Annotated in this window: 26 protein-coding genes; 13 read left to right on the top strand and 13 right to left on the bottom strand. The window is 64.9% G+C overall.

Going from position 1 to position 26,263, the window contains the following annotated elements; genetic code table 11:
* The first annotated feature begins 111 nt into the window (after positions 1-111).
* From BJF92_RS08975 to BJF92_RS08965, 3 genes are all read left to right on the top strand, one after another.
* Positions 112-972: an AraC family transcriptional regulator gene (locus BJF92_RS08975; RefSeq protein WP_075634420.1), complete on the top strand. Its 861-nt coding sequence runs from the start codon at positions 112-114 to the stop codon at positions 970-972.
* Between the two features lie 221 nt (positions 973-1,193).
* Positions 1,194-1,916, top strand: a complete 723-nt coding sequence (locus tag BJF92_RS08970; protein WP_075634419.1) for an AzlC family ABC transporter permease — start codon at positions 1,194-1,196, stop codon at positions 1,914-1,916.
* The gene (locus BJF92_RS08965; RefSeq protein ID WP_075634418.1) at positions 1,913-2,215 is read left to right on the top strand and encodes an AzlD family protein; all 303 of its coding nucleotides are present in this window, start codon (positions 1,913-1,915) and stop codon (positions 2,213-2,215) included. The genes BJF92_RS08970 and BJF92_RS08965 overlap by 4 nt, the downstream gene beginning before the upstream one ends.
* Before the next feature lie 40 nt (positions 2,216-2,255).
* Here the strand turns inward: BJF92_RS08965 and BJF92_RS08960 are convergent, their stop codons facing one another.
* Positions 2,256-2,531, bottom strand: a complete 276-nt coding sequence (locus tag BJF92_RS08960) for a MazG nucleotide pyrophosphohydrolase domain-containing protein (protein ID WP_143523981.1) — start codon at positions 2,529-2,531, stop codon at positions 2,256-2,258.
* A gap of 171 nt (positions 2,532-2,702) precedes the next feature.
* Positions 2,703-4,202, bottom strand: coding sequence for a replicative DNA helicase (locus BJF92_RS08955; protein ID WP_075634417.1), 1,500 nt, complete (start codon positions 4,200-4,202; stop codon positions 2,703-2,705).
* A 595-nt stretch (positions 4,203-4,797) separates the two neighbouring features.
* Here BJF92_RS08955 and BJF92_RS08950 point away from each other — a divergent pair.
* The 3 genes from BJF92_RS08950 to BJF92_RS08940 all read left to right on the top strand — a co-directional run bounded on the left by BJF92_RS08950 (position 4,798) and on the right by BJF92_RS08940 (position 8,214).
* Entirely contained in the window at positions 4,798-5,304 is a 507-nt protein-coding gene (locus BJF92_RS08950) for a MarR family winged helix-turn-helix transcriptional regulator (RefSeq protein ID WP_075634416.1), read from the top strand.
* Positions 5,301-7,004: an MFS transporter gene (locus BJF92_RS08945; protein WP_075634415.1), complete on the top strand. Its 1,704-nt coding sequence runs from the start codon at positions 5,301-5,303 to the stop codon at positions 7,002-7,004. Before BJF92_RS08950 ends, BJF92_RS08945 begins: the two co-directional genes overlap by 4 nt.
* A 94-nt stretch (positions 7,005-7,098) precedes the next feature.
* On the top strand, positions 7,099-8,214 hold the full coding sequence (locus tag BJF92_RS08940; RefSeq protein ID WP_075634414.1) for an HlyD family secretion protein: 1,116 nt from the start codon (positions 7,099-7,101) through the stop codon (positions 8,212-8,214).
* 46 nt (positions 8,215-8,260) lie between these two features.
* Here BJF92_RS08940 and rplI read toward each other — a convergent pair whose 3' ends face one another.
* From rplI to BJF92_RS08915, 5 genes are all read right to left on the bottom strand, one after another.
* Positions 8,261-8,836: a 50S ribosomal protein L9 gene (gene rplI, locus BJF92_RS08935; RefSeq protein WP_075634413.1), complete on the bottom strand. Its 576-nt coding sequence runs from the start codon at positions 8,834-8,836 to the stop codon at positions 8,261-8,263.
* A gap of 16 nt (positions 8,837-8,852) precedes the next feature.
* Positions 8,853-9,821 (bottom strand): DUF2232 domain-containing protein, encoded by a 969-nt coding sequence (locus tag BJF92_RS08930; protein WP_075634412.1) that lies wholly within the window; start codon positions 9,819-9,821, stop codon positions 8,853-8,855.
* Between the two features lie 161 nt (positions 9,822-9,982).
* Positions 9,983-10,231, bottom strand: coding sequence for a 30S ribosomal protein S18 (gene rpsR / locus BJF92_RS08925; RefSeq protein ID WP_075634411.1), 249 nt, complete (start codon positions 10,229-10,231; stop codon positions 9,983-9,985).
* A gap of 15 nt (positions 10,232-10,246) precedes the next feature.
* On the bottom strand, positions 10,247-10,696 hold the full coding sequence (gene rpsF / locus BJF92_RS08920; RefSeq protein WP_075634410.1) for a 30S ribosomal protein S6: 450 nt from the start codon (positions 10,694-10,696) through the stop codon (positions 10,247-10,249).
* Positions 10,697-11,107: 411 nt separating this feature from the next.
* A complete protein-coding gene (locus tag BJF92_RS08915) occupies positions 11,108-12,151 on the bottom strand; it encodes an aldo/keto reductase (RefSeq protein WP_075634409.1) in 1,044 nt (347 codons plus the stop codon).
* A 270-nt stretch (positions 12,152-12,421) separates the two neighbouring features.
* Between BJF92_RS08915 and fabD the strand changes: the two genes are divergently transcribed.
* The 4 genes from fabD (at position 12,422) to fabF (ending at position 16,200) form a co-directional block, all read left to right on the top strand.
* The gene (fabD, locus tag BJF92_RS08910; RefSeq protein ID WP_075634408.1) at positions 12,422-13,366 is read left to right on the top strand and encodes an ACP S-malonyltransferase; all 945 of its coding nucleotides are present in this window, start codon (positions 12,422-12,424) and stop codon (positions 13,364-13,366) included.
* Positions 13,367-13,378: 12 nt separating this feature from the next.
* Positions 13,379-14,116 carry a 3-oxoacyl-[acyl-carrier-protein] reductase gene (gene fabG, locus BJF92_RS08905; protein ID WP_075634407.1) on the top strand — a complete coding sequence of 246 codons (738 nt, stop codon included), beginning with the start codon at positions 13,379-13,381 and terminating at the stop codon, positions 14,114-14,116.
* Positions 14,117-14,426: 310 nt separating this feature from the next.
* The gene (locus BJF92_RS08900; RefSeq protein ID WP_075628971.1) at positions 14,427-14,663 is read left to right on the top strand and encodes an acyl carrier protein; all 237 of its coding nucleotides are present in this window, start codon (positions 14,427-14,429) and stop codon (positions 14,661-14,663) included.
* A gap of 274 nt (positions 14,664-14,937) precedes the next feature.
* Positions 14,938-16,200 (top strand): beta-ketoacyl-ACP synthase II, encoded by a 1,263-nt coding sequence (gene fabF, locus BJF92_RS08895; protein WP_075634406.1) that lies wholly within the window; start codon positions 14,938-14,940, stop codon positions 16,198-16,200.
* A 199-nt stretch (positions 16,201-16,399) separates the two neighbouring features.
* On the opposite strand, the gene BJF92_RS25110 is transcribed toward fabF, so the two are convergent.
* On the bottom strand, positions 16,400-16,612 hold the full coding sequence (locus BJF92_RS25110; RefSeq protein ID WP_143523980.1) for a hypothetical protein: 213 nt from the start codon (positions 16,610-16,612) through the stop codon (positions 16,400-16,402).
* 129 nt (positions 16,613-16,741) lie between these two features.
* Here BJF92_RS25110 and mltG point away from each other — a divergent pair, with 129 nt between their 5' ends.
* From mltG to gmk, 3 genes are all read left to right on the top strand, one after another.
* Positions 16,742-17,920, top strand: coding sequence for an endolytic transglycosylase MltG (gene mltG / locus BJF92_RS08890; RefSeq protein WP_075634405.1), 1,179 nt, complete (start codon positions 16,742-16,744; stop codon positions 17,918-17,920).
* Positions 17,921-18,257: 337 nt separating this feature from the next.
* Positions 18,258-19,145 (top strand): YicC/YloC family endoribonuclease, encoded by an 888-nt coding sequence (locus tag BJF92_RS08885; RefSeq protein ID WP_075634404.1) that lies wholly within the window; start codon positions 18,258-18,260, stop codon positions 19,143-19,145.
* Positions 19,146-19,147: 2 nt separating this feature from the next.
* Positions 19,148-19,822 carry a guanylate kinase gene (gene gmk, locus BJF92_RS08880; protein WP_075634403.1) on the top strand — a complete coding sequence of 225 codons (675 nt, stop codon included), beginning with the start codon at positions 19,148-19,150 and terminating at the stop codon, positions 19,820-19,822.
* Positions 19,823-19,827: 5 nt separating this feature from the next.
* Here the strand turns inward: gmk and BJF92_RS08875 are convergent, their stop codons facing one another.
* The 5 genes from BJF92_RS08875 to BJF92_RS08855 form a co-directional block, all read right to left on the bottom strand.
* A complete protein-coding gene (locus BJF92_RS08875; protein ID WP_143523979.1) occupies positions 19,828-20,724 on the bottom strand; it encodes a hypothetical protein in 897 nt (298 codons plus the stop codon).
* A 160-nt stretch (positions 20,725-20,884) separates the two neighbouring features.
* On the bottom strand, positions 20,885-21,718 hold the full coding sequence (gene rsmA / locus BJF92_RS08870; RefSeq protein WP_075634401.1) for a 16S rRNA (adenine(1518)-N(6)/adenine(1519)-N(6))-dimethyltransferase RsmA: 834 nt from the start codon (positions 21,716-21,718) through the stop codon (positions 20,885-20,887).
* Positions 21,718-22,761: a 4-hydroxythreonine-4-phosphate dehydrogenase PdxA gene (gene pdxA, locus BJF92_RS08865; RefSeq protein WP_075634400.1), complete on the bottom strand. Its 1,044-nt coding sequence runs from the start codon at positions 22,759-22,761 to the stop codon at positions 21,718-21,720. Before pdxA ends, rsmA begins: the two co-directional genes overlap by 1 nt.
* Before the next feature lie 10 nt (positions 22,762-22,771).
* Complete coding sequence (locus BJF92_RS08860; RefSeq protein ID WP_075634399.1) at positions 22,772-23,716, bottom strand: SurA N-terminal domain-containing protein; 945 nt, start codon at positions 23,714-23,716, stop codon at positions 22,772-22,774.
* Positions 23,717-23,964: 248 nt separating this feature from the next.
* Positions 23,965-26,259 carry an LPS-assembly protein LptD gene (locus tag BJF92_RS08855; RefSeq protein ID WP_075634481.1) on the bottom strand — a complete coding sequence of 765 codons (2,295 nt, stop codon included), beginning with the start codon at positions 26,257-26,259 and terminating at the stop codon, positions 23,965-23,967.
* Positions 26,260-26,263: the final 4 nt, after the last annotated feature.

Genomic DNA, 26,263 nt, shown 5'->3' with positions numbered 1-26,263 from the left:
GCTGAATGCCCTTTCAAGATCATGCGGACGGCGCGGCCTCTCCGGCCGCCATGGTTCTGCTTTATCACTTTTGTTCAAGACGCCTATGCGATGACGCGATAATCTCTCGTCATGCACAGCGTTTCCCAGGAGCAGGCCACCCATCAGCGGCCCCCGTCCGGTCAGGAGCAGGCCCGCTTCTGGCGCGATCCGCGATTCGGCAATATGGAATGCATGGCCGCGACCTTCGTCACCCATGAATTCCCGCCGCATGCCCACGATACCTTTTCCATCGGCGCCATCGAGGCGGGATCGCAAGTGGCGATGATCCGCGGGGAGCGCGAGGCGACGGGACCGGGCGCGCTCTACCTCATCAATCCCGGCGAGACGCATGACGGCCAGCCGGGCAGCGAGGGCGGCTATCGCTACCGCATGATCTATCCCGATGCCCGCTTTTTCTCCACCATCCTGGAGGAGGCCACGGGCAAGGCCTTTGCCGGCACGCCGAGCTTCAGCCGCCAGCTTCTCACCGACGCACCGCTCGCGGCGGCCTTCAACCGAGCGCATCAGGCGCTGGAAGCCGGCGCGAGCGCGCTGGAGGGGGAGGAGAGCCTCTACAGCGTGCTGCTTTCCACCTTCGCCCGCCATGGCAGCGCGGTGCTGACGCCATCGGGCGGCGCCGAGCCCGTGGCGGTGGCGCGGGCGCGTGACTATATCGCCGCACATTTCACCGAGGAGATCGGGCTGGAAGCGCTGGCGGCCACGGCCGGCCTCAGCCGCGCCCATCTCATCCGCGCCTTCCGCCGGCACTATTTCATCACGCCCCATGCCTATCAGACCGATCTGCGCATCCGGCTGGCCCGGCGCCTGCTGGGTGAAGGCACCACGCCTTTGGAAACCGCGCTGGCCTGCGGTTTCGCCGATCAGGCGCATCTCACCCGCCAGTTCAAGGCGCGCACGGGGCTGACGCCGGCGGTCTACCGGGCGGGATAGGCCAGGGCATCGGTTTGATGCGCTTAGAGCATCAGACTGAAAATCGTACGCAGTCCGATGCTCTAATTTTTTGTTTTTGCATCGGATTTTTCCGAAAACCGGTTCCCACTTTTCGGTCCGATGCTCTAGGCGCCTGCCGGTCCAGACGCGCAACGTCACTTTCCTTCAAGACCATCGACCGCCTCTCCGGCTAATCCTCCTCCCCGCGAATGGAGGGCCCGATGCAGACGGCAAGGCAGACGACAGATCAAACGACAAGAGCAGGCGGCGATATCGTCGCGGGACTGAAGACGATCCTGCCCATGCTGGTGGCCGTGGCCCCCATCGGGCTGGTCTTCGGCGCGGTGGCGGTGGGCAAGGGCCTGTCGCCGCTGGAGGCCATGGCGATGAGCGCGCTGGTCTTTGCTGGCGGCTCGCAATTCGTGGCCATGGATCTGTGGACCGACCCGCCGGCCTGGGCCGCCCTCGGCTTCGCCGCCCTTCTGGTCAATCTCCGGCTGATTCTGATGAGCGCCTCGCTGGAGCGGGCGGTGGCGGATTTTGCGCCCGCGCAGAAGCTTGCTGCCTTCGCCATCATGGCGGATGAGAACTGGGCGCTGGCCGAGGCCCGCAGCCGGCGCCAGAAGCTGACGCCCGCCTTCTATTTCGGCCTGTCTCTGCCCTTCTACGGCATGTGGCTGGTCTCGACCGCCGCCGGGGCGCTGCTCGGTGCCGTGATCGGCGACACGCGGCCGCTCGGGCTCGACTTCGCCTTTCCCGCCGTCTTCATCGTGCTGTTGATGGGGTTCTGGAAGGGGCGGCAGACCGGGCTGGTGCTGGCCGCCAGCGCGCTCGCCTCGATCCTCGTCCATGCGCTGCTGCCGGGCGCCTGGTATATCGCCGCCGGCGCGCTCGCCGGTCTCGCCGCCGCCTTCATCCCCCTGTCCAGGGAGCAAGTCGCATGACAATCGATCCCGCAACGCTCGCCACGATCCTCGCCATGGCCGCAGCCACGCTCGCCGCGCGGCTCGCCGGCGCCTTCCTGGTGCGGCGCATAACGCTGGGGCCGAAGCTGGAGCAGGCGCTGAACACTGTGCCGCCGGCAGTGCTCATGGCCGTCGTCGCCCCCACGGCACTGACCACGGGCCCGGCCGAAACCGCCGCCTGCGCCGTCACGGCGCTCGCCGCCCTGCGCCTGCCGATGCTGGCCGCCGCCACGGCGGGCGTGGTGACGGTGGCGGTGTTGAGGGCGCTTGGGTTTTGAGCTGGCTTTGTCGTGGAAAAGAATCGGGTGGGGTTGGATCTCACGCCGAGACCGCCGGTCGCCATTCGCGCGTGGCGTTGCGGGCCTCGTTGGCGCGCAGGGCTTCTTCCAGGGAGATGCCGTGACGGTTGGCGATGGCGCAGAGATAGATCAGCATGTCGGCCAGTTCGTCGGCCACCGCCAAGGCTGCGGCGCCCCCTTCGATCGGCATGCCGGTCTGCCGGCGCACGGCCTTGAACAGCTCGCCCAGTTCCTCGCCGAGCAGCAGGCATTTTTCAAGCGCGGTCTGCCGCGAAAAGCCGCGCTCGACCTCCATGTGGGCGACATAGGCCTGAACCGCATCGAGCGAAGCCTTGTTCTACAGCCTGTCCATCCGAATCGCCCCTGTTGATTGTTAGGGCAAAGCTTAGGCGGATTGGTTAACGCCCGCGTGACATCGGGGCCAAGTGACGTCGGGGCCGCCGGCGTGGCGGCCCTTAATTCGGCATCAGTGCTCCTCGTACTGGGTGAAGGAGGGGTCGGCGAGGTCGGCGAAGCGGGTGAATTCCGACTGGAAGGCGAGCTTCACCGTGCCGGTCGGCCCGTGACGCTGCTTGGCGATGATGACGTCGGCCGTGCCCTTGACCTTCTCCATCTGCATCTTCCACTCCTCGTATTTCGGGTCGAACTCGTCGCGCGGCTCCATGTTCTTCACGTAATATTCCTCGCGGAACACGAAGAGCACGACGTCGGCGTCCTGCTCGATCGAGCCGGATTCACGCAGGTCCGAGAGCTGCGGCCGCTTGTCCTCGCGGCTTTCCACCGCGCGCGACAGCTGGGAGAGTGCGATGATCGGCACGTTCAGCTCCTTGCCGAGCGCCTTCAGGCCGGTCGTGATCTGGGTGATTTCCTGCACGCGGTTCTCGTTGGACTTGCCCGAGCCGGTCATCAGCTGGACGTAGTCGACCACCAGCACGTCGAGACCGCGCTGGCGCTTCAGCCTTCGGGCGCGGGCGGACAGCTGGGCGATGGAGATGCCGCCGGTCTGGTCGATATAAAGCGGCACCTTCTGCATCATCTGGGCGCAGGCCACCAGCTTCTCGAAATCGGCCTCGGAAATGTCGCCGCGGCGGATCTTGGAGGAGGAGACTTCCGTCTGCTCGGAAATGATACGGGTGGCGAGCTGTTCCGACGACATTTCCAGCGAGTAGAAGCCGACGACGCCGCCATTGCGCGCCTTGTAGGAGCCGTCGGGCTGCACCTCGGGCTCATAGGATGCGGCGATGTTGTAGGCGATGTTGGTGGCGAGCGAGGTCTTGCCCATGCCGGGTCGGCCGGCCAGGATGATCAAGTCCGAGCGCTGCAGGCCGCCCATCTTGCTGTCGAGCGACATGATGCCGGTGGAGATGCCGGAGAGATGGCCGTCGCGCTCGAAGGCGGCGCCGGCCATGTCGATGGCGAGCGCCACCGCATCGTTGAAGGACTGGAAGCCGCCATCGTAGCGGCCGGTCTCGGCCAGTTCGAACAGGCGCCGTTCGGCATCCTCGATCTGGCTCTGCGGCGGCATGTCCAGCGGCGCGTCATAGGCGATGTTGACCATGTCCTCGCCGATGGTGATCAGCGAGCGGCGAAGAGCGAGATCATAGATCGCCCTTCCGTAATCCTCGGCATTGATGATCGACACCGCGCCGCCTGCTAGCCGCGCCATATATTCCGAGATGGTCAGTTCGCCGACCTTCTCGTCCTTGAGGAAGGTCTTGATCGTCACGGGATTGGCGATCTTGCCCATGCGGATGATGTCGCCGGCGACCTCGAAAATCTTGCGGTGCAGCGGCTCGTAGAGATGGACCGGCTTCAGGAAGTCCGAGACGCGGTAATAGGCATCGTTGTTGACGAGGATGGCGCCGAGCAGGGCCTGTTCGGCCTCGATATTGTTGGGCGCCTCGCGGTGCATCGGCGAGGCCTGCTCCTTGGCGACCGCCTGCAGGCGGCGGGTTGCTTCGTTCACGGTCTTGATCCTCCTCGCAAGGCGGCTACATCGGCCCAGGTCCCGCGCGGGAACCATGGGAATGTCGCGACATCATCGTCTGCCGGCTCGCGCCGGCGGAAACGGCAACCCTGCGCCCCGCGACCCATCGAAGGTCGCCTGGTCGCGCGGTCCCGTTTCGGCATCGAAAAAGGGTAGCGGCGGGACGGCAGCCCGGTCAAAGCCCGAATGGGCCCTTTGCCGGTCATGACCGCTCTCCACAGGGCGATCGCGCATCCTGTGTGGGAAAGCGCGTGGGTCCCGTCCTGCCTCTTGACCTCTTCATAGCCGAATCGCCGGGGAGGTTCACGCTCTTTCTGCCGTCCTCTCTGTCACGGCTCGTCTTGCGGGCGCGGGCGAAAGCGGTTTCCCGTCCGGTGCCGTCAATTCAGGCTTTTGTCCTGGCGTTTTTCCGACAGAAGCTTCGCGCTCCCCTGTCAGATGCTCCAGCCGCCCTGCGTCGGCATCGCGGCGGCCCTGCGGACGGCGCATGAGTCGACCAGAAATCAGGGCTTGAAATCGTCAGTAAAGCTTATAAATGTTGCTCATATGATTAGTAGCCTAATGATTTTGAGTCATGACCCAGAAGATGCTCGACCGCGCGCTGTTTGACGCGCTCTCCCTCGTCAATCGCAAGCTGCGCTCGGCCTTCGATGCCCGCGCCCGCGCCCGCGGGTTGACGCTGTCGCGCGCCCGCACCCTCTTCATCCTCTTCCTGCAGGACGGCCCGTCGCAGCGGGAACTTGCCGACGCGCTCGACGTTGAAACGCCGACTGTGGTGCGGCTTCTGGACGGGCTGGAAGGACAGGGATTGATCGAGCGGCGGGCGGATGAAGCCGACCGGCGCACCAAGCGCGTCTATCTAACGGCGCATGGCCGCGCGGTGGCCGAGGAGGTGGAGGAACTGGCGCGCGAGGTCCGCGCCCAGGTGCTCCACGGCCTTGGTCCGGCCGAGCAGCGGCAGGCTCTCAACCTCATCGGCCGCATGGCGGACAATCTCGGCGCCATGGAAGCGCGTGCGACCGGGGTAGAGCCGATGAAGGCGAGGATCCTGGAAGAAGCTGCCCTGGAGGCGAGCAAATGAACGTCTTGCCTGCCCCCAATTCCTCCGAGGCGTCTGCTACGTCCTCTCCGGGCAACGCCGTGCCGGTGACTGCGTCGCAGGCAGCTGAGGTTCCGCAAGCCTGGAGCGCGTTCCTGCTGGTGCCGCCGCGCAGGGCGGCCATCTATGTCTTCGCCTCGCTCTTGATGTTCCTGACGCAGGGCCTGGGCATGAACCTGCTCACGGCCAATATCTACCAGCTGCAGGGTTCCTTTTCGGCCACCACCACGGAACTCGCCTGGCTGCAGGCCGTCTATATGGCGCCCTATGCGTCCTTTTCGGTCGCGCTGTTCAAGATCCGCTCGCAGTTCGGCCTGCGCCGCTTCGCCGAGCTCGGCATTCTCTGTTTCGTGGTGGCCTCGGCCGCCAATCTCTTCGTCTCGGACTATCATTCGGCGCTGGTGGTGCGCTTCATCTCCGGCTGTGCCGCAGCACCCCTGTCGACCATCGGCATTCTCTTCATGCTCGAGCCCTTCGCGCCGCAGCGCAAGCTGACGCTGGGCCTCAGCCTTGCTTTGATGAACACGCTGCTGTCGGCCCCGCTCGCCCGGGTGATCTCGCCGCATCTGATGGATCTCGGCGGGTTCCATGCGCTCTACACGCTGGAAATGGGCCTGGCGCTGATCGCGCTGCCGTTCATCTATCTCCTGCCGATGACGCCGCCGCCGCGCGTGAAGGTCATCCAGCCGCTGGATGTGCTGAGCTATTTCATCCTGGCGACCGGGCTGGGCTGCCTCGCCGTCGTGCTGGCGCTCGGCCGCTTCTACTGGTGGCTGGAAGCCCCCTGGCTCGGGGTGACGCTCGCCGTCTCTATCGGCTGTCTGACCCTGTTCGGCGTGATCGAACTCAACCGCGCCTCGCCCTTTCTCGATCTGCGCTGGGTGTTCAGCCGGCAGAACATGATGCTGGCCGCCGTGCTGATCGTGTTCCGCACGGTCTCCTCCGAGCAGAGCACGACGGCCTCCGGCCTCCTACAGCAGATCGGCCTGCTCAACGATCAGACCATGACGCTCTATGCGCTGGTCATGGTGGGGTCCGTCATCGGCGGCCTTGCCTGCGCCGCGCTGATGACCACGCGCCATGCCGATATCGCCCATCTGATCGCGCTCGTCCTGATCGGCGCCGGCGCCTTTCTCGATAGTCAGTCGACCGCGCTGACACGGCCGGAGCAGATGTATCTGAGCCAGGCGCTGATCTCGGCCGGGGCGGCCATGTTCCTGCCGCCGGCCATGTCGCGCGGCATGACGGCCGCCTTTGCCCGCGGTGCACCCTTCCTGGTCAACTTCATCATCATCTTCCTGTTCACCCAGAGCATCGGCAGCCTGATGGCCTCGGCCGCGCTCGGCTCCTTCGTCACCATCCGCGAGAAGTTTCACTCCAACCACCTGGTGGAACATCTCGTCCTGTCCAATCCGCTGGTGGCCAACCGCGTCTCCCAGCTCTCGGCGACCTATGGCAAGGTGATCGGCGATCCCGCGATCCTGAAGGCCGAAGGGCTGCAGCTCCTCGGCCAGCAGGCGACGCGCGAGGCTTATGTGCTGGCCTATAACGACACCTTCTTCGTGATCTTCGTCGTCTGCCTGGTCTCGCTGGTGGTGCTCATCGCCCATATGGCGTTCCGCGCGCTGAAGGCGCGGCGCGCGCCACCATCCGCGCTGGCTGCGGCGCCGTCCTCCGCCTGACGGCCTCGGCCATCCGCTTTCACTGCCTTCATGTCATGCCGAACCCTCGCCCGGCTCCGCCGCCCGTGCCCCCTGCAACCTTCAAGTCTGTGTCATGTCCAAGCTGTTTCGTTCGCCTGTCACCCTTCTGACCCTCGTCGCCGGCATCGCCGGCATTCTGCTGGTGCTCTATGCCTGGCGCCTGCCTCCCTTCGTCACCTCGGTGGAGACCACCGACAACGCCTATGTGCGTGGCTATGTCACCATGATGAGCCCGCAGGTCAGCGGCTATGTCGTGGAGGTGCCGGTGCATGACTACCAGCTCGTGCGCAAGGGCGAGGTGCTCGCCCGCATCGACGACCGGATCTACCGGCAGAAGCTGGCACAGGCGCAGGCGACGCTGCAGGGGCAGGAGGCGGCGCTGGCCAATTCGCGCCAGCAGGAAGCCTCCGCCCGCGCCAGCATCACCTCGGCCGAGGCGCAGGTCTCCGGCGCGCAGGCGGCCGAGCGGCGTGCGGAACTCGCTTCGCAGCGGGCCGAGCAGCTCAATGCCCGCTCGATTGCCGCCACCAGCGAGGTGGAGCAGGCCGAGGCGACGCTGCAGCAGGCCCGCGCCGCCACTGCGCAGGCCGGCGCCGCCGTCGAGGTCGCCAGGCAGAATCTTGCCACCATCATCGTCAATCGCGGCTCGCTGGAAGCAGCGGTGGAGGGCGCCAAGGCCAGCGTGGAGCTTGCCCGCATCGATCTCGACAATACCCGTGTCACCGCGCCCGGCGATGGCCGCGTCAGCGAGGTCGGCGTGCGCCTCGGCCAATATGTCACGACAGGCACGCAGTTGATGGCCGTCGTGCCGCGCGATCTCTGGGTGATCGCCAATTTCAAGGAGACCCAGCTCGACGGCATGCGCATCGGCCAGCCCGTCACCTTCAGCGTCGATGCGCTGAAGGGCCGGGTCCTGTCAGGCCATATCGAGCGATTCTCGCCGGCAGCCGGCTCGGAATTCGCCGTGATCCGGCCTGACAATGCCACGGGCAATTTCACCAAGGTGGCCCAGCGCGTCGGCGTGCGCATCGCCATCGAGCCCGGCCAGGCGCAGGCCGACCGGTTGGCGCCCGGCCTCTCCGTCGTCGTGCGCGTGGACAAGGCCGCCACCCCCGACCCGGCTTTCGCCGAGGCCAACGAAAACGGCCCGGCCATCGTTTCCGATGGGGCCGGGCCGGTCAGGCGCTGATAAAGGATCGGGGCGGTAGCAATAAAGCCATTCCGCCCCATCCTGATTATTCCTCGTCGCCGTCGAATTCGGCTTCGGGGTTGAAGAAGTCTTCCGGACGCAGCGCGTCTTCGTCCACGCCGTAGATGGCGTCGGCCGAGGTGAGGCTTTCGCCCTGGGCCTGGCGCTCGGCTTCGTCGGCGGAGCGGGCGACGTTGATCGTTACCTTGACTTCGACTTCCGAATGCAGATGCACGACGACTTCGTGCAGGCCGATCGACTTGATCGGCTGGTTCAGGTCGACCTGGTTGCGGCCGATGGTGAAGCCTTCGGCACCGACGATCTCGGCGATGTCACGGGCAGCGACCGAACCGTAGAGCTGGCCGGTTTCGCCGGCCGAGCGAACGATGATGAAGCTCTTGCCATCAAGCTGTTCGGCAACGGCCTGGGCTTCGCTCTTGCGCTCCAGGTTGCGGGCTTCCAGCGTGGCGCGCTCGGCTTCGAAGCGGGCCTTGTTGGCGGCGTTGGCGCGCAGGGCCTTGCCGGTGGGCAGGAGGAAGTTGCGGGCAAAGCCGTCGCGAACCTTGACGGTTTCGCCCATCTGGCCAAGCTTGGCCACGCGTTCCAGCAGAATGACTTGCATGGGTCTATCCTTTCGATCAGTCGGTTTCTTTGGAAGGGGAGCCGGCGGGCGAAAGCGCGATGGCGCGCCGTGTATCGACCAGGCCGGAAACGAGGAAGAAGATCAGCGGCACCGTGAACAGCAGCACCGAGAGATAGGCGAAGAACAGCGCCGGCAGCCGCCAGGACTTGCCGCACGTGCGGAAATGGAAGGCGGCGAAGCCCGACAGCACGAAGCCCGCGCCGAAGGTGCCGCAGAGCAGGGCGCCGATGATCGCCGCCATGCCGCCGAGGAAGGTCATGGCCAGACCGGCCAGGAAGATGAAGATCGCATAGCGGTTCATGCGCAGCGCCGAGGGCATGTCCTCACGCGGGCGCAGGTTGCGGCCCGAGGTCTGGACGACGCGGCTGGCGAAATAATAGGCGGCAAACAGCATCAACACCCAGATCGCGCCCTGCACCAGCGGCAGCACCAGCGCGAACAGCGCCTTCATCTGCGCCAGCGCGTCGGGCTCCGGGGCATAGAGCGGATCGCTCTCCTTCAGCGTGTCGATCAGCATGTCGATCATGCGGTCGGACGCCGCGCCGTCATAGCCGATCACCATGCCGACGACGATCATGCCCAGCGTGACGAGAATGGCGAGCTGGGTGAGAATATCAGACAACGGATACCAGGCGAGCGCGCCGGCGGGACCGCCGATCTCCTCGGCCGGGCGGCCGAGATTGGCGAGATGGCTGAGCCAGGCGGCCGGCACCAGCGTCACGGCCAGGATGAGCAGCGAGAAGAGCGGCGAGACGGCGATGGCGCCGATTGCGGCAGCGGTCAGCACGGACAGAATGGCTGCGGCATTGCCCCAGCCAAGACCGGCGATCAGCACGGGCAGGGCGGACGCGGCATAGAGCACGATCGCGAATGCCGACGGCGAACTGGCGCCCAGCGACAGAAACGCTGCGGTCACGCCGGCCAGAAGGCCGACCAGAACGGATGTCCGGTTGAGGTTCGTCACGGGGTCGCTGTCCTGCGTCTTGCAGTTAGGGGATCGCTATCCCCAACATGGGATTTCAGGCCGAGTGGACTTGCCGGCGGCCTTGAGGGTTCCGATCCGCGCCCAACGCGGAAGGGGAGGATCCGGGCAGCGCCAAAGCGCCGCCCGGACCGGATCATGCTTTACGAAACGACGTAGGGCAGCAGGCCGAGGAAGCGGGCGCGCTTGATCGCCTGGGCGAGTTCGCGCTGCTTCTTCTGGGAAACGGCCGTGATGCGGGACGGAACGATCTTGCCGCGCTCGGAAATGTAGCGCTGCAGGAGGCGGATGTCCTTGTAGTCGATCCGCGGCGCATTGGCGCCCGAGAAGGGGCAGGTCTTGCGACGGCGGTGGAACGGACGGCGTGCCGGAGCGGAGGAAACGTCAGCCATAATCACTAAACTCCTTTATGCGCGGTCTTCGCGCGGACGGCGCGGACGGTCTTCGCGGTCACCATCGCGGTTGTCACGACGAGGACGGTCGCCGAAGCTGCGCTCCGGACGGTCGCCATCGCGGCGCGGACGGTCGTCACGGTCGCGCTTCTGCATCATGGCAGAGGCGCCTTCCTCGTGCTTCTCGACGGCGATCGTCATGTAGCGCAGGACGTCTTCGCTGATGCGCATCTGGCGCTCGACTTCATGAACGGCCGGCGCCGGAGCGTCGATGTCCATGAGCACGTAATGCGCCTTGCGGTTCTTCTTGATGCGGTAGGTCAGGGACTTGAGGCCCCAGTTCTCGACCCGGCCGACCTTGCCGCCATTGGCTTCGATCACACCCTTGTACTGCTCGACGAGGGCATCGACCTGCTGTGCGGAAATGTCCTGGCGGGCCAGGAACACGTGTTCATAAAGAGCCATTGAGGCTTGCCTTTCTTGCTTTGATCACACCCGGTTTCGGCGGCTAAGCCTCAACGACTGTTCTTAAGGGCTGCGTGAGCCGGCAAGAAAGAAGTTGGTATCGAGACGGTCGAGAGCGGAGACACGGGAGGCTCGGACCTTCTGGTCCCTGTCGACGGTGTCGGGGAAAGATCCCGGCGCCCATCGGCCCTCCGTTCAGCCACCAGCCAGAAGACCGGGTGTTTCGAACAGCGCGGCTTATACGCGCCTTTTGAGAAAAAGCAAGACCTCGCGGGCTTTCTGTTCCGCGAGGTCTGTCATTCATCCGTGCCGGGCTCTTCGATTTCCGGCGCTGATGCCTGCTTCTCTGCCTCACACTCTGTTCAAGAATTGCCATTTGCAGGCTGCCAACGGCGATTATTGGACAGACTGTTAGATCGGCATCGGATAGTCGCGGTGAATGGCGGCGATCCCGGCCAGCACATCGTCCGAGAGTGTGATGTCGGCGGCATCGATCGCCTTGGACAGATGCTCCATCGTCGTCGCGCCGATGATGGCCGAGGTCATGAAGGGGCGCGTCAGGCAGAAGGCGATGGCGAGCGTGGCCGGATCGATGCCATGCTTGCGGGCAAGTTCGACATAGGAGCGCACCGCCGGCTCCTGGCGCGGAGTGTAGCGCCCGCCGAGATCGCCATTGATCGACAGGCGGCTGCCCTCGGGCACGGCGCCATCGAGATATTTGCCCGTGAGCAGGCCGGCCGCGAGCGGCGAATAGGCCAAGAGGCCGACATCTTCATGGCGCGACAGCTCGGCGAAGTCGAGGTCGAAGGGGCGATAGAGCAGGTTGTACTCATTCTGCACCGTGGCGATGCGCGGCAGGTCGTGGCGCTCGGCCAGGGTCAGCATGGTCTGCGTGCCCCAGACCGTGTCATTGGACAGGCCGACGGCGCGAATGCGGCCGGCCTTCACATGGGCGTCGAGCGCCTCCAGATTTTCCAGCATCTCGTCGCGGGCCCGCGCGGCGCCGGGATCGGCGAAGGGGTCGTAGGTCCAGGCGCGGCGGAAATGATAATGCATGCGATTGGGCCAGTGCAGCTGGTAGAGATCGACATAGTCTGTCTTCAGCCGCTTCAGGCTTTCTTCCAGCGCGGCATTGATCGAGGCCGGGCTGATCGGCGCATTGTCGCGGATATAGTCGCGGCCCGGGCCTGCCACCTTCGTGGCCAGGATGATGTCCTCGCGCCGGCGTGTGGACAGCCAGTCGCCGATGATGCTTTCCGTGTCGCCATAGGTTTCCGGGCCGGGCGGCGTGGTGGGGTAGAGTTCGGCCGTGTCGAAGAAGTTGACGCCGCGCTCCAGCGCGTAATCCATCTGGCGGAAGGCTTCCTGCGGCGTGTTCTGCGTGCCCCAGGTCATGGTGCCGAGGCAGATTTCGGAGACGACCAGATCGGTGCGGCCAAGTCGGTGGGTTTTCATGAGGCGGGATTCCGGTTTTGGGACGGGCGGGCAGTGACCCTGGGAGAGGCGGGCCGAATTCAGGCCGCCAGAATTTAGGCCGGTTTGTGCGCAGCACAAGACGGCTTTCCGATATTCGCCGACAAGCGCATTCCTCATGCAGGGCGCGGGCAGAAGATCAGGCGGTCAACAGCGCGCCCGCATGCCGCTCCGGCGCGTGCCCGAGACGCTCTCCCCTTGACTCTCGGGCCGCGCATGTGAATTGACAGGAAAAACCAGGGAGACACGCCAATGGCACTTGCATTCACCTTTCCCGGCCAGGGCAGCCAGTCTGTCGGCATGGGTCGCGAGCTGGCGGAGGCCTTTCCCGAGGCGCGCGCCGTGTTCGAGGAAGTGGACGACGCGCTGGGGGAAAAGCTCTCCGACATCATCTGGAACGGCCCGGAAGATCAGCTGACGCTGACCGCCAATGCCCAGCCGGCACTGATGGCCGTGTCCATGGCCATCATCCGCGTGCTCGCCGCGCAGGGCTTCGATCTCTCCGACCGCGTTGCCTATGTCGCCGGCCATTCGCTCGGTGAATATTCGGCGCTGTGTGCCGCCGGCACCTTCTCGCTGGCCGATACCGCCCGCCTGTTGCGCATTCGCGGCAATGCCATGCAGGCCGCCGTGCCGGTCGGCACCGGCGCCATGGCTGCCGTGATCGGCCTTGAGGATGCGGCGCTTGCCGAGATCTGCGCCGAGGCGTCGGCCGAGGGCCCCTGCCAGATCGCCAATGACAATGGCGGCGGGCAGATCGTCATCTCCGGCGCCAAGCCGGCCATCGAGAAGGCTGCAGCGCTTGCCTCCGAGCGCGGCGCCAAGCGCGCCCTCCTGCTGCCCGTCTCCGCGCCCTTCCACTCCGCGCTGATGGCGCCGGCCGCTGACGCCATGCGCGCCGCGCTGGCCGAGGTCGAGCGCCATGATCCGGTGGTGCCGCTGATCGCCAATGTCCGCGCCGCGCCCGTGACGAGCGCCGACGCGATCGTCGACCTCCTGGTCGAGCAGGTGACCGGCCAGGTGCGCTGGCGCGAGAGTGTCGCCTGGCTCGCCGCCAACGGCGTGACCGAGCTTTATGAAGTCGGCGCCGGCAAGGTGCTGACCGGTCTGGCCAAGCGCATCGACAAGACGCTTGCGCCTAAGACCCTTTCCTCGCCCGCCGAGATCGAGGCGGCGCTCAACAGCCTGACTGCGTGAAGGAACAAGACCATGTTTGACCTGACCGGCCGCAAGGCCCTCGTCACCGGCGCGACCGGCGGCCTCGGCGAAGAGATTGCCCGCGCCTATCACCAGCTCGGCGCCACTGTCGGCCTGCATGGCACGCGCCAGGAAAAGCTCGAGGCGCTGGCCGCCGAGCTCGGCGAACGCGTCCATATTTTTCCGGCCGACCTGTCGAACCGCGATGCGGTCAAGGCGCTGGGCGAAAAGGCCGAGAGCGAGCTCGGCGGCGTGGATATCCTCGTCAACAATGCCGGCATCACCAAGGACGGACTGTTTGTGCGCATGAGCGATGCGGACTGGGATGCGGTCCTCGAGGTCAATCTCACCGCCGTCTTCCGGCTGACGCGCGAGCTGACCCATCCGATGATGCGCCGCCGCCATGGCCGCATCATCAACATCACCTCGGTCGTCGGCGTCACGGGCAATCCCGGCCAGGCCAATTATTGCGCCTCCAAGGCCGGCATGATCGGCTTTTCCAAGTCGCTCGCCCAGGAAATCGCCACGCGCAACGTCACCGTCAACTGCATCGCCCCCGGCTTCATCGAGAGCGCCATGACCGGCAAGCTCAACGACAAGCAGAAGGAAGCGATCCTGGGCGCCATCCCGATGAAGCGCATGGGCAAGGGCGGCGATATCGCCGCCGCCGCCGTCTATCTCGCCTCTGACGAGGCCGGCTATGTCACTGGCCAGACGCTGCATGTGAATGGCGGCATGGCGATGATCTGATAGACGCCGCCATGCCCTGCCGCATGCAGGGCATGGCGCGTCTCTGAGAAACTGCGCAAATTCAATGTTGAGCAAGCTCCAAACGTTGATTTTCCGGCTTTGCGCCGCAGTTAAACCGTGTTAAGCGGGCCGTGGTTGCCTTGGGTAGCCGAAGGAAGATGTGAAGTTTACGCCGCTTCGGCAGTTGCGTTTTTGCCGCTCTTCCGCGTGGAACGATTGTCTTGGGGACCATCCCGGTCCTTTGGGCGTTAACAGACTTGCGGTGATCTCCGATCGCCGACGAGAGAAACAAAGGTCGAGGAAATCCGACATGAGCGATATTGCAGAACGCGTGAAGAAAATTGTTGTTGATCATCTTGGCGTCGATGCTGAAAAGGTCACCGAAGGTGCCAGCTTCATCGATGATCTCGGCGCGGACTCGCTCGACACGGTCGAACTCGTCATGGCTTTTGAAGAAGAGTTCGGCGTTGAAATCCCCGATGATGCCGCTGACTCGATCCTGACCGTCGGCGACGCCGTCAAGTTCATCGAGAAGGCCCAGGCCTAACAGGCCGCCTTCCTTTGTCTCCTGATCGATGAAGGCGGGGACAGTGCGCTCCGCCTTCTCCTCTGCAGGGCTCCCGCCATTCCGTGCTACGGCAGGGGATGGAAGGCCGCTTCAAGCCGAACCTGTTCTGGTGCGCGCGCAAGTGTCGCTGTTCTCAGGGCCAAGCTTTGCGGGGATCGTCCTGCAGGCGAACGGCCAGCGGTCCGGCCCTCTCGCTTGAGCACCGGCTTTTCGGCTTCCGATCTTGATATGTTATGAAGGTGGATCGCGAAGAATGAGACGCGTCGTCATCACCGGGACCGGTATGGTGTCTCCCCTGGGTTGCGGCACCGAGGTGTCCTGGTCCCGCTTGCTGGCTGGCGGCAATGCCGCACGCAAGGTGACGGAATTCGAAGTCGAGGATCTTCCGGCCAAGATTGCCTGCCGCATTCCCTTCGGCGACGGCTCGGACGGCTCGTTCAATGCCGACGACTGGATGGAGCCGAAAGAACAGCGCAAGGTTGATCCCTTCATTCTCTACGGTGTGGCCGCCGCCGACATGGCGCTGGCCGATGCCGGCTGGCATCCCAAGACCGACGAGGACCAGATCGCCACCGGCGTTCTGATCGGTTCGGGCATTGGCGGCCTCGAAGGCATTGTCGATGCCGGTTACACGCTGCGCGACAAGGGTCCGCGCCGCATCTCTCCCTTTTTCATTCCCGGCCGCCTGATCAATCTCGTCTCGGGCCATGTGTCGATCCGCAACAAGCTGCGCGGTCCGAACCACTCCGTGGTCACCGCCTGCTCGACCGGCGCCCATGCCATCGGCGACGCGGCGCGGCTGATCATGCTCGGCGATGCCGATGTCATGGTGGCCGGCGGCGCCGAATCGCCGATCTGCCGTATCTCGCTCGCCGGCTTTGCTGCCTGCAAGGCCTTGTCGACGCAGCACAACGATGATCCGCAGAAGGCCTCGCGCCCCTATGACCGCGACCGCGACGGCTTCGTCATGGGCGAGGGCTCCGGCATCGTCGTGCTGGAGGAGCTCGAGCATGCCAAGGCGCGCGGCGCCAAGATCTATGCCGAAGTGGTCGGCTATGGTCTGTCGGGTGATGCCTTCCACATTACCGCGCCTTCCGAGGACGGGGATGGCGCCTATCGCTGCATGGCGATGGCGCTGAAACGAGCAGGCCTTGCGCCGTCCGACATCGATTACATCAATGCGCACGGCACCTCGACTATGGCCGACACGATCGAGCTTGGCGCGGTGGAGCGTCTGGTCGGCGATGCCGCCTCGAAGATCTCCATGTCCTCGACCAAGTCCGCCATCGGCCATCTTCTGGGCGCGGCTGGCGCCGTCGAGGCGATCTTCTCCGTCCTGGCGATTCGCGACAATGTTGCCCCGCCGACGCTCAATCTCGACAATCCCGATGTCGAGACGGCGATCGACCTGATTCCGCATCAGGCCCGCAAGCGCGAAGTCAATGTCGCTTTGTCGAATTCCTTCGGCTTTGGCGGCACCAATGCCTCGCTGGTCCTGCGCCGTTACGAAGGCTGACACCGCCACATCGAAAGAGGATCGGGCCGCCACGCTTGCTGTCGCGGCCCTTTTTGTTTTTGGCGTGGGGAGCATCGGTCCGGAAGCGGGAACCGATTTTCGGAAAAATCCGACGCGAAAACAGAGATTTGGAGCATGAGACTGGGGATGATTTTCGCTCCGATTCTCAGGCATTTTCTGCCGGCAGCGGGTTTCGTCATCAACGATTTGTAAAACACTGTTGCAAATGGGCATCGAAATGTGAATGCTCCCGCCGGCATCCTGCTTTTGCCGCATTGCTCGGATCAAGCTCGGCCAGGGGTGGTGACGCTTGCTGGCAACGGGCTGTCTTTTGCCCGGCGCGGCTGAAGCCGATGCCGGCCCGCAGGGCAGGGTGAAAAGCTAAAGCCGAAGCGCCCTTGTGCGCGTTCATGGCGCCGAATGCGCCTCTGTGAGGCGGCCGGCGGCTGCTTGCCGGCCACACCGCCGTCGTCCCGGACAGTTGGAGTTCGCATCGGGGCGCGGCTCAAGGAAGGATGCGAACTCCAGGGTCAGGATATCAGTGAGCGACGTGAACGAGACCAGCGCCGCCCCGGCAAGCCGGGAGACCGGGACGAGCCAGGGGCCGATCGTGCCGAAATCGCCGACCGAGGCCTTGCGCCCGGAAAAGGTGCCGCAGCCGCCCCGCCGCTCGAAGAACGCCAAGAGCCAGCTGGTCATCTTCCTCAACTTCCTGATGACCGTCATCGTTTTCGTCACGATCGCGGCGGCTGGCGCGCTTTATTATGCGATGTCGAGCTATGAGGCGCGCGGTCCGCTGCAGGCCAACACCAATTTCATCGTGCCCAACGGCGCCAGCATCGTGCAGATCGCCAACAGTCTCGAGCGCAACAGCATCGTCTCCGACGCCCGCGTCTTCCGCTTCATGTCCGAGGCCTATCTCGACAAGGAAACGCTGAAGGCCGGCGAATATGAGATCAAGGCGGGCGCCTCGATGCAGGAGGTGATGGAGCTTCTGAAGTCGGGCAAGTCGATCCTCTACTCGACCTCGCTGCCCGAAGGGCTGACCGTGCGGCAGATGTTCGACCGTCTGTCGGCCGATCCTGTGCTCGAAGGCGACCTGCCGCGCGAATTGCCGCCGGAAGGCTCGCTGCGGCCCGACACCTACAAGTTCTCCCGCGGCACCAAGCGCGCAGAGATCATCGCCCAGGCGCGCGCCGCGCAGGCGACGCTGGTCGAGCAGATCTGGGCCAAGCGCGACCCGAGCCTGCCGATCAAGTCGCGCGAGGATTTCGTCGTGCTCGCCTCGATCGTCGAAAAGGAAACCGGCATTGCCGACGAGCGCTCGCGCGTCGCCTCCGTCTTCCTCAACCGGCTGGAAAAGGGCATGCGGCTGCAGTCGGATCCCACGATCATCTATGGCATTTTCGGCGGCGCCGGAAAGCCGGCCGACCGGCCGATCCTCAAATCCGACCTGGACAAGAACACGCCTTACAACACCTATCTGATCAAGGGCCTGCCGCCGACGCCGATCGCCAATCCCGGCCGTGCGGCGCTTGAAGCCGTCGCCAATCCCTCGCGCACGAAGGACCTCTATTTCGTGGCCGACGGATCGGGCGGCCATGTCTTCGCCGCCACGCTGGACGAGCACAATGCCAATGTCCGGCGCTGGCGCAAGCTGGAGGCCCAGCGCAACCTGCCGGCCGATGCCAAGCCGGAAGGCACCGTTCCCGCGCAGTGAGCGGCGCCTGCGACATAGGCGGGGAGGGGCGCCAGTGCTCCCTCCCGGCCTCGCTCCCTCGCGGCGCGTCGGCGGCCGTCATCAGCTGAAGGCCGCTTGTGGTGTGCATCCCTCTCCGCTTCCTCTTTCGGCGAACGCCGCTGTGGAGTAAGAGCATGCCGGAAAGCCAGGCTGGCCATGCGCTGAGCGGACGGACAGGGGCGCGGCCTTTTGCACTCCCCATGTTCCGGCGGCGGATGCGACGCCCCCTTGCTAACCCCCGGGGCGCGGTCCTTGCCGCCCGATCTCTGCCGCGCCGAAGACCGACGCAGCCCGCCTGACAGCATGAGGAGACGACATGGCGCTACAATCCATGACAGGCTTTGCCCGCAGCGAAGGCACCAGCGGCCGCTTTCGCTGGGCCTGGGAAATGCGCTCGGTCAATGGCAAGGGGCTGGATCTGCGCCTGCGGCTGCCCGGCGGCGCCGAGCACCTGGAAGGTGACATCCGCCGCATGGCGGGCGAGGTGCTCTCGCGCGGCAATCTGCAGATCGGTCTGACGCTCGCTGCGCTGGAGCCGGGCGTCGAGCCTGTGATCAACCGCGAGGCGCTCGCGGCGATCGAGCGGCTGCGCGCCGAGCTCGGCGATCTCATCGATCCCGCACCCCTGCGGCTCGACACGATTCTCGGTCTGCGCGGTGTCGTCGAGTTTCGCGAGCGGCAGGACAGCGAAGAAGAGCGCGCGACGCGCGATCTCGCCGTGCTTGACGGCTTCGCCCATGCGCTGGGCGCGCTGACGGCCATGCGCGAAAGCGAGGGCGCCGCACTTCTGGCGGTGCTCTCCAGCCAGCTCGACCGCATCGGCACGCTCGTCGAAACGATCGAGGTCGACCCCTCCCGCTCCGTCGCCGGCATCTCCGCCCGGCTGATGCAGCAGCTTGCCCTTCTGAGCGACCATGCCGCTACGCTGGACGGCGATCGTCTGCATGCCGAAGTGGCGCTACTGGCGGCCAAGGCCGACATTCGCGAGGAGCTCGACCGTCTCACGGCCCATGTGGCGGCCGCGCGCGGGCTTCTTGCGGCCGGTGGCCCGGTCGGGCGCAAGCTGGACTTCCTTTGCCAGGAATTTAACCGGGAAGCGAATACCATCTGCTCGAAATCCTCCTCGGCCGCCGTCACCGCCGCCGGCGTGGAACTGAAGGTCGTCATCGACCAGTTCCGCGAGCAAGTTCAGAATCTGGAGTAGCCATGAGCCCTGCCGCCCCTTCCTCGACGCCCAAGGTCCAGATCCCGCGCCGCGGGCTGATGCTGGTGATTTCCTCGCCCTCCGGCGCCGGCAAGTCGACCATCGCGCGCAATCTCCTGGAGGATGATCCCGAGATGAGCATCTCGGTGAGCGTCACCACGCGCCAGCGCCGCCCGAGCGAGATCGAGGGCCGGCACTATTTCTTCAAGACGATCCGCGAGTTCGAGGGGCTGCGCCAGACCGACGCGCTGCTCGAATGGGCCGAGGTCCACGGCAATTTCTACGGCACCCCGCGCGAGCCGGTGGAACAGGCGATGGCCGAGGGACGCGACATGCTGTTCGACATCGACTGGCAGGGCGCCCAGCAGCTGCAGCAGAAGATGCCCGACGACATCGTCTCGATCTTCATCCTGCCGCCGACCATGGCGGAGCTGCAGTCACGCCTGCACCGGCGCGCCGAGGATACGGCCGAGGTGATCGCCACGCGGCTGGCCAATTCCCGCGCCGAGATCCAGCACTGGAAGGAATACGACTATATCGTCGTCAACGAGGATCTCGACCGCGCCTTCGCATCGGTCAAGGCGATCGTCGCCGCCGAGCGCATCCGCCGCATCCGCCGTCCCGGCCTCGTTCCCTTCGTGCAGGGGCTTTTGGACGAGGTTCCTGTCCTGGCCTGAGGGTGTCAGCGGTTCGTGCAGGCCTTCAGGCGCTCCGTTCCGCCCCAGGCAGCCAGCGCCGCCTCTCCGGCGATCCTGATGCGCTCGGCGGTATAGGGTGGCTTCATCGCGGCTTTTGGAAGAATGACGACCCCTGCATTGCGAACGGCATAACCATAGGTGTCCCGGCGGGACTTGGGGTCGTCGCTCCGCTTGAGGAGCGCTTTCGCCACGGCAATCGATCCTTCCGACAAACCCAGGCGGGGGCCTCTGTCGCCCACGATCGCATAGACCACCGTATCGTTCGTCGGATTGTAAAGAGCCGCGAGATCACCGACGCCCACGCCACGCTTCGTGAAGTTTTCAGCGCCGGGATAGATGATGAAGGGTACGGTGAGGGCATCCAGCCAGTGCGCGGGATCACAACGGTCCTTGCTCGGATCTGCTGCAAGCGCTGTCGTCGAAACGAAATAGCCGGCATGCGGGCCCGAGGAAATGGTGCAAGGCACGCCGCTGGCCTTCGTTGCAACTGCATAAAATTCGATCTTCGGTTTGCCGGGCTCAGTCCAGTGATCTTTGGCCTGGTTGAAGGCCGCAATAAGCTGGGAGCATTTCCGCCAGTCCAAAACTGTCCCGTCCGGCAGCTTTGCATTCGCACCATTGCAGATCGTGTTGATCGCCAACCCCTTGCCGCCCGCGGGATCATCCGGGTGATAAGACGTTGGCGCTCCGTCCGTGTTGACCGCCATCGGTGCCTTGAAGGCGATCGCAGTCTGGTCGCCATAGACCGGCGTCACATCGTCCCTTGTCTTATGATTGAAAGCCAGCGGAAGACTGCAATCCGCAGCAAATCCAGCGGTGGCAAGAAAATAAGCGCATGCAAAGCTCAATCGTTTTGCCAATGCCCGCATGATGATCTCCATCCGGGAAGGAAATGCGAAATCAGAATGCGTTAATCGGGACAGATTTGCAACTATAAGAAGTTTCAGATCGCTGGAATTTTCAATATTGCGATGAGCGGCAAGGCGTCATGGTGACAGCGCGCGCGAAATAACAGCCGGTACGCTGGTTTTTTCCAGATATTTACAAGGCGTTGGCCAGCGCGACGAATTCCTCGACCGACAGCGTCTCGGCGCGGCGCTGCGGGTCGATGCCGACTTTTGCGAGCAGGGTCTCGCCGCCGAGCGGCTTCAAGCTCTGGCGCAGCATCTTGCGGCGCTGGCCGAAGGCGGCGGCGGTCACGCGTTCGAGCGTTTCGGCGCGCGCCGCCATCGGCTCGGCAATCGGCGTCAGATGCACGACGCTTGATGTGACTTTCGGCGGTGGGCTGAAGGCCTGAGGCGGAACGTCGAAGGCCATGCGCGCCTCCGTCCGCCAGCCGCAGAGCACGCCCAGCCGGCCGTAATGATCGTCATCGGCCTCGGCCACGATCCGCAGGCCCACTTCCCGCTGGAACATCAGCGTCAGCGACTGCCAGAAGGGCGGCCAGGTGCGCGGCAGCAGCCAGTTGATCAGCAATTGCGTGCCGACATTGTAGGGCAGGTTGGCGATGATGCGCACGGGTCCATCGACCGTGGCCGTCAGGGCCTCGAAATCCGTCTTCAGCGCATCGCCCTCGATCACCTCGAGCCGGCCGGGATAGTGGTCGGCAATCTCGGCCAGCGCGGGCAGGCAGCGGGCGTCGCGCTCCACTGCGATCACCTTGGCGGCGCCGAGCGACAGGATCGCGCGGGTGAGGCCACCGGGGCCGGGGCCGACCTCGAACACGGTCACGCCCGCGAGCGGCCCGGCGGCGCGGGCGATCTTCTGTGTCAGGTTGAGGTCGAGCAGGAAGTTCTGGCCCAGCGCCTTCTTCGCGTCGAGCCCGTGGCGCGCGATCACGTCGCGCAGCGGCGGCAGTCCGTCGATGGCGGCCATCAGCGTTGCGCCCCGGACGGCGCTCGTCCCGCGGCATTGTCGGCCAGCTTGCGCGCGATCATCAGCGCCGCCATCAGGCTGTCCGGCCGCGCCGTGCCGGTTCCCGCCAGCGAGAAGGCCGTGCCGTGATCGGGCGAGGTGCGGATGAAAGGCAGGCCGAGCGTGGCATTGACACTGTCGTCGAAGCCCAGCGCCTTGGCCGGGATCAGCGCCTGATCGTGATACATGCAGATCGCCACGTCATAGGCCTCGCGCGCGCGGTCGTGGAACATCGTATCGGCCGGCAGCGGCCCCGAAATCGCCATGCCCTCTGCCAGGAGCTTTTCGATGACGGGGCGGATGATGGCATCGTCTTCCCGGCCGATCGTGCCATTCTCGCCGGCATGGGGGTTGAGCCCGGCAATGGCCAGGCGCGGGGCGGGCAGGGCGAAGCGGGTGACGAGGTCGCGCGCGGTAACACGGATGGTGCGCTCCAAAAGCTCCGGCGTCAGCGCGGCGGGCACGTCGGCAAGCGGAATGTGGATCGTCACCGGCACGGCCTTAAGCTTCGGCCCCGCCAGGAGCATCACCGGCAGGAGCGGCGCGCCCACGGCCTTCTCGCCGAGATCGGCCAGAAACTCCGTATGGCCGGGAAAGCCGAAGCCGGCGGCATAGAGCACGGATTTGGCGATCGGGTTGGTGACGACGGCGGCCGTCTCGCCCGCAAGCGTCAGCGCGACGGCCCGGCGGATCGCCTCGATCACCGGCTCGGCATTGGCGGAATCCGGATGGCCGGGCACCACAGGCTGCGGGCAGGGCAGCGGCAGCACCGGCAGGGCCTCGGCGAAGAGCGCGGCCGCCTCTCCCGGCCCAGCCGCGCGCACCGGCACGTCCAGCCGCAGCAAGGCCGCACGCTCAGCCAGAGCCTGTGGGTCGCCAAGGAACAGGAAGGCGGGAAGACCCAGAGAAGCGCGGCGCGTCCACAGTGCCAGCGTCAGGTCTAGACCGACGCCGGCGGGATCGCCCATGGTGAGGGCGAGCGGTGCCCCGGTCCTGACGGTCATGATCTGCCTGTTACTTGTTGACGATCTGCGCCTTCTTGCGCAGCTCTTCCACGAAGCGGACGCTGTTGGGGTCCTCGTCGCCCTTCTTCTTGGACTCGAGATCCTCGGCGCGGAACACGATCTCCGCCGCCGCATCGTCCGACACTTCGCGCTTCTTGCACACGGCGAGATATTCGACGCCCTTGTCGGTTACGAGCGTTGTCGTCACCTGGCCCTGTTCGGTCTTCTCGATCAGCGGCTTCCATTCCGCCGGCAGTTCCTGCGAGACCATGCGGCCGAGATCGCGCACGGAGACATCGAGCATGGTGGCGGCAAAGACCTTGGCCTGCTCGCAGCCCGGATATTTCGGGCGGGAGGCGTTCGCCTCGGCCTGGCGCTTGGAAAGGATCGCATTGCGCCGGGCTGCCGGCACGACGAAGATGATCTGCTGCAGATAATATTCGGTGGTCACCGGCTTCTTGCCGCCGTTTTCCTGCATGCGCTTGACGAGTTCCTCGTTCGACAGGCGCTTGCCGCCGCCATAGCGCGCATTGACCACGCGCGGCCAGCTCATGCTGACGGCGACATATTGCTTGAAATGGTCGAGGCCGACGCCGGCCTTGTCGAGGATCATGCTGAGCTGCGGCACGGTGAGCTTGTTGCCCGCGGCAAAGCGCTTGACGGCGCCATCCACATCATCGGTGGAGACGGACATGCCGACGCGCAGGATCTCCTGGCGCTTCAGCACTTCGTCGATGAGCTGCTGGCGGGCCGCGGCCTCGCCGCCCTGCGCCTTCTGCAGCCGCATGAAGGCGACCCGCTTGGCCACGTCGCCCGTGGTGATCGGCACGCCATTGACGACAACGGCAATGCCCGTGCCGCCAGCCGCCTGGGCCACGGGCACCGATGAAACCATCACCGCCGCCGCCAGGATGAGTGCCGAGCCGATGCGCATGACCCTGTTCATCGCGACCATGCCTACTCCTTGGATTTTTCCATGCCGGGCCATGCCCATGCTGCCTTTGCCGGCGCGCGCCTGCGATGGCGCTGCCTCTCCAGTCCCGGCTTTGCATAAACCATACGGCCGAATGATGACAAGGCCGCGCTTGAGCATCCACGCAAAACGGGCGCATCTGCGCCCGTAATGATGCTGCTTTCGTCCGAAAGGGCCGTTCTCTCGCTCGACAGGCGACGGCAGGACGATGGTCGAACCCTGCCCGCCGGTCAGTTCAGATCGGTAAAGGAGGTGTTGCCGACATTGATGTCGCCAAGCGTGCGGAAGGAGAGACGCGCGCCGATCGACCAGTCATTGGCGAGTTCCTTATCCGGATCGCGCACGTTCTTGTAGACGATGGAGAAGATCGTGTCCTGATCGTCATAGGTGATGCCGAAGCTGTCGCGGGTAATCACCTTGAAGTTGAGGTCATAGGTGACCGAGCCGAAGACCGACCAATAATCCTGAAACTTGTAGGAGGCCGCCGTCTTGATCTCGTCTTGATCGTAATTCGTGCCGTAAAGCGGCTGCGCCTGGATGCTGGTATAGGTCAGCGCCGTCTGCCAGCGAATGCCTTCGTAGCCGGCCGACAGGTCGGTGCGCTTCAGCGAGAAATCGTCCTTGTCGAAGCGGCCGGAGAGGCTGCCGGTAAAGCCCAGCGGGGCATCCACGCCGAACATGGCGACATAGTCGGAGCGCTTGGTTTCCAGGCCGGAATTGGCGCCGGCATTGACCAGGTCGTCCGTGGCGAAGGAATTCAGGCCGCCGAGCTGGTAGGACTGGCCGGCAATGGCTCTCAGGCCATAACCATTGCCGAGCGTGCCGGTGTAGCGAAAGCCGATATTGGCACGGGTGCCGCCTTCGATGCGGTCATAGCCGGAGAACTTGTCCCGGTCGAACAGGTTGCTGGCGTCGAAGACGAAGCTCTGGGCATCCTCGTTCGGCAGCCCGCCGGCATATTGCTCGTCCGGACGCACGAAGATCTGGGCGATCGGTTCGAGAATATGGCTGCTGTGCGGGGTGGTGAACAGCATGGGATAGCGGGCTTCGAGCCCTGCGGTGACCATGCCGCGCGTTACCGCATCCTCATTGGTGAAATCGCCGGAATAGCCGACCGGCCGATCGACATTGAGGCCGATGGCATCGCCGCGCGCCGCCAGAAGCGGGGTCAGAACCAGGCCGCCGGGCACAACCACCTGCCGCTTCCATTCCAGCTCGCCCGTCAGACGCTGGTCGCTGCCCTCAAGCCCGCGGAAGCGCGTGTCGCCGGCCACCGTATAGGCGTCCAGCCGGCTGCGCTTGACATTGGTCAGGTTGAGATTGGCCGTCAGCTCGCCGCCCATCACAGGATTGGGCGCCGTAGCGGAATAGTCGAGAACCTGCGGAATGGCCTGCTGGCGCTCGGCGGCGCTGCCGGGATCCGCATCCTGAATATTGAAGTAGAAGGCGCGCAGGTCGAAATAATTGCGCTCGCCCAGGCCGCTCAGATAGGCCTGGTTCGTCAGCGTGGTGCCGTCGAAGGTCGACAGATCGTAGGTCTTGGCGAAGTTGTTGTCGCTCTGCACCAGAACGTCCCAGCCGAAGGACCAGCGGGGATTGATCTGGAAATCGGCCTTGGAGGCGATCATGCCGCGCTCGGTCTTCAAGGCGTCTTCCGTGCCGGCGCTGAAGGCGCTGCGGTCGAGCTGGCTGATGCCGGCAAAGCGCAGGACGTGCTGGCCCATCTCGAAACGCTGGCGGTATTCTCCTTCCAGCAGAACGCCCTGCTGCGTCAGGCCGGTGGCCGTGACGGTGGCGTCCATATCCGGCGCGATCGCCCAGTAATAGGGAACCGACACACCGAAGCCGAGCTTCTGGGTGTAGCGGAAGCGCGGGGCCAGAAAGCCGCTCTGGCGCTTGACCGTCTGGTCGGGAACCTCGATCGCCGGCAGATAGACCAGCGGCTGGCCGAACATCTCAAAATGCGCATGCTCGAGACGGATCGTGTGAGTCGTCCCGTTCTGGATGATGCGCTCGGCCTTGATGTTCCACAGCGAGCGGTGATTCGGATTGGTCGCGCAGGGCGTGCAAGCGGTGTAGACGGCCTGGTTCAGGATGAACTCATTGCCGTTGCGCCGCTCGCCATTGACGGCGGCAAGCTTCGTCAGATCGGTCGTTTCCAGCCGCATCTGCTCGACAAAGCCGTCGGAAAACGTGTTGGTCAGGTCCATGTGATCGGCATAGACCTTGTTGCCCGAAGGCTCGATCAGCTCGATATCGCCCGTGGCGATGATGCGGCCTGACGTCTCGTTATACTCGACCTGACGGGCCACCATCTGGTAGCCGCCATAATTGATCTGCACGGCGCCGCGCACGATAACGCGGCTGGAGTCCCTGTTGTAGACCAGCTCATTGGCCTGCAGCAGCATCTTGGCGTCTTCGGGAACGGTCGCCGCGAGGCTCGCCGCATCGCTTCCGGCCTGCTGGGCAAGCGCGGGAACAGCCGTCACCAGACAGGTGCTGGACAGGAGAAGAATGGTCCACAGACGT

The organism is Xaviernesmea rhizosphaerae, from assembly GCF_001938945.1.
GTDB classification, from domain to species: Bacteria; Pseudomonadota; Alphaproteobacteria; order Rhizobiales; family Rhizobiaceae; genus Xaviernesmea; species Xaviernesmea rhizosphaerae.
This window is presented reverse-complemented; position numbering and strand designations above follow the sequence as displayed.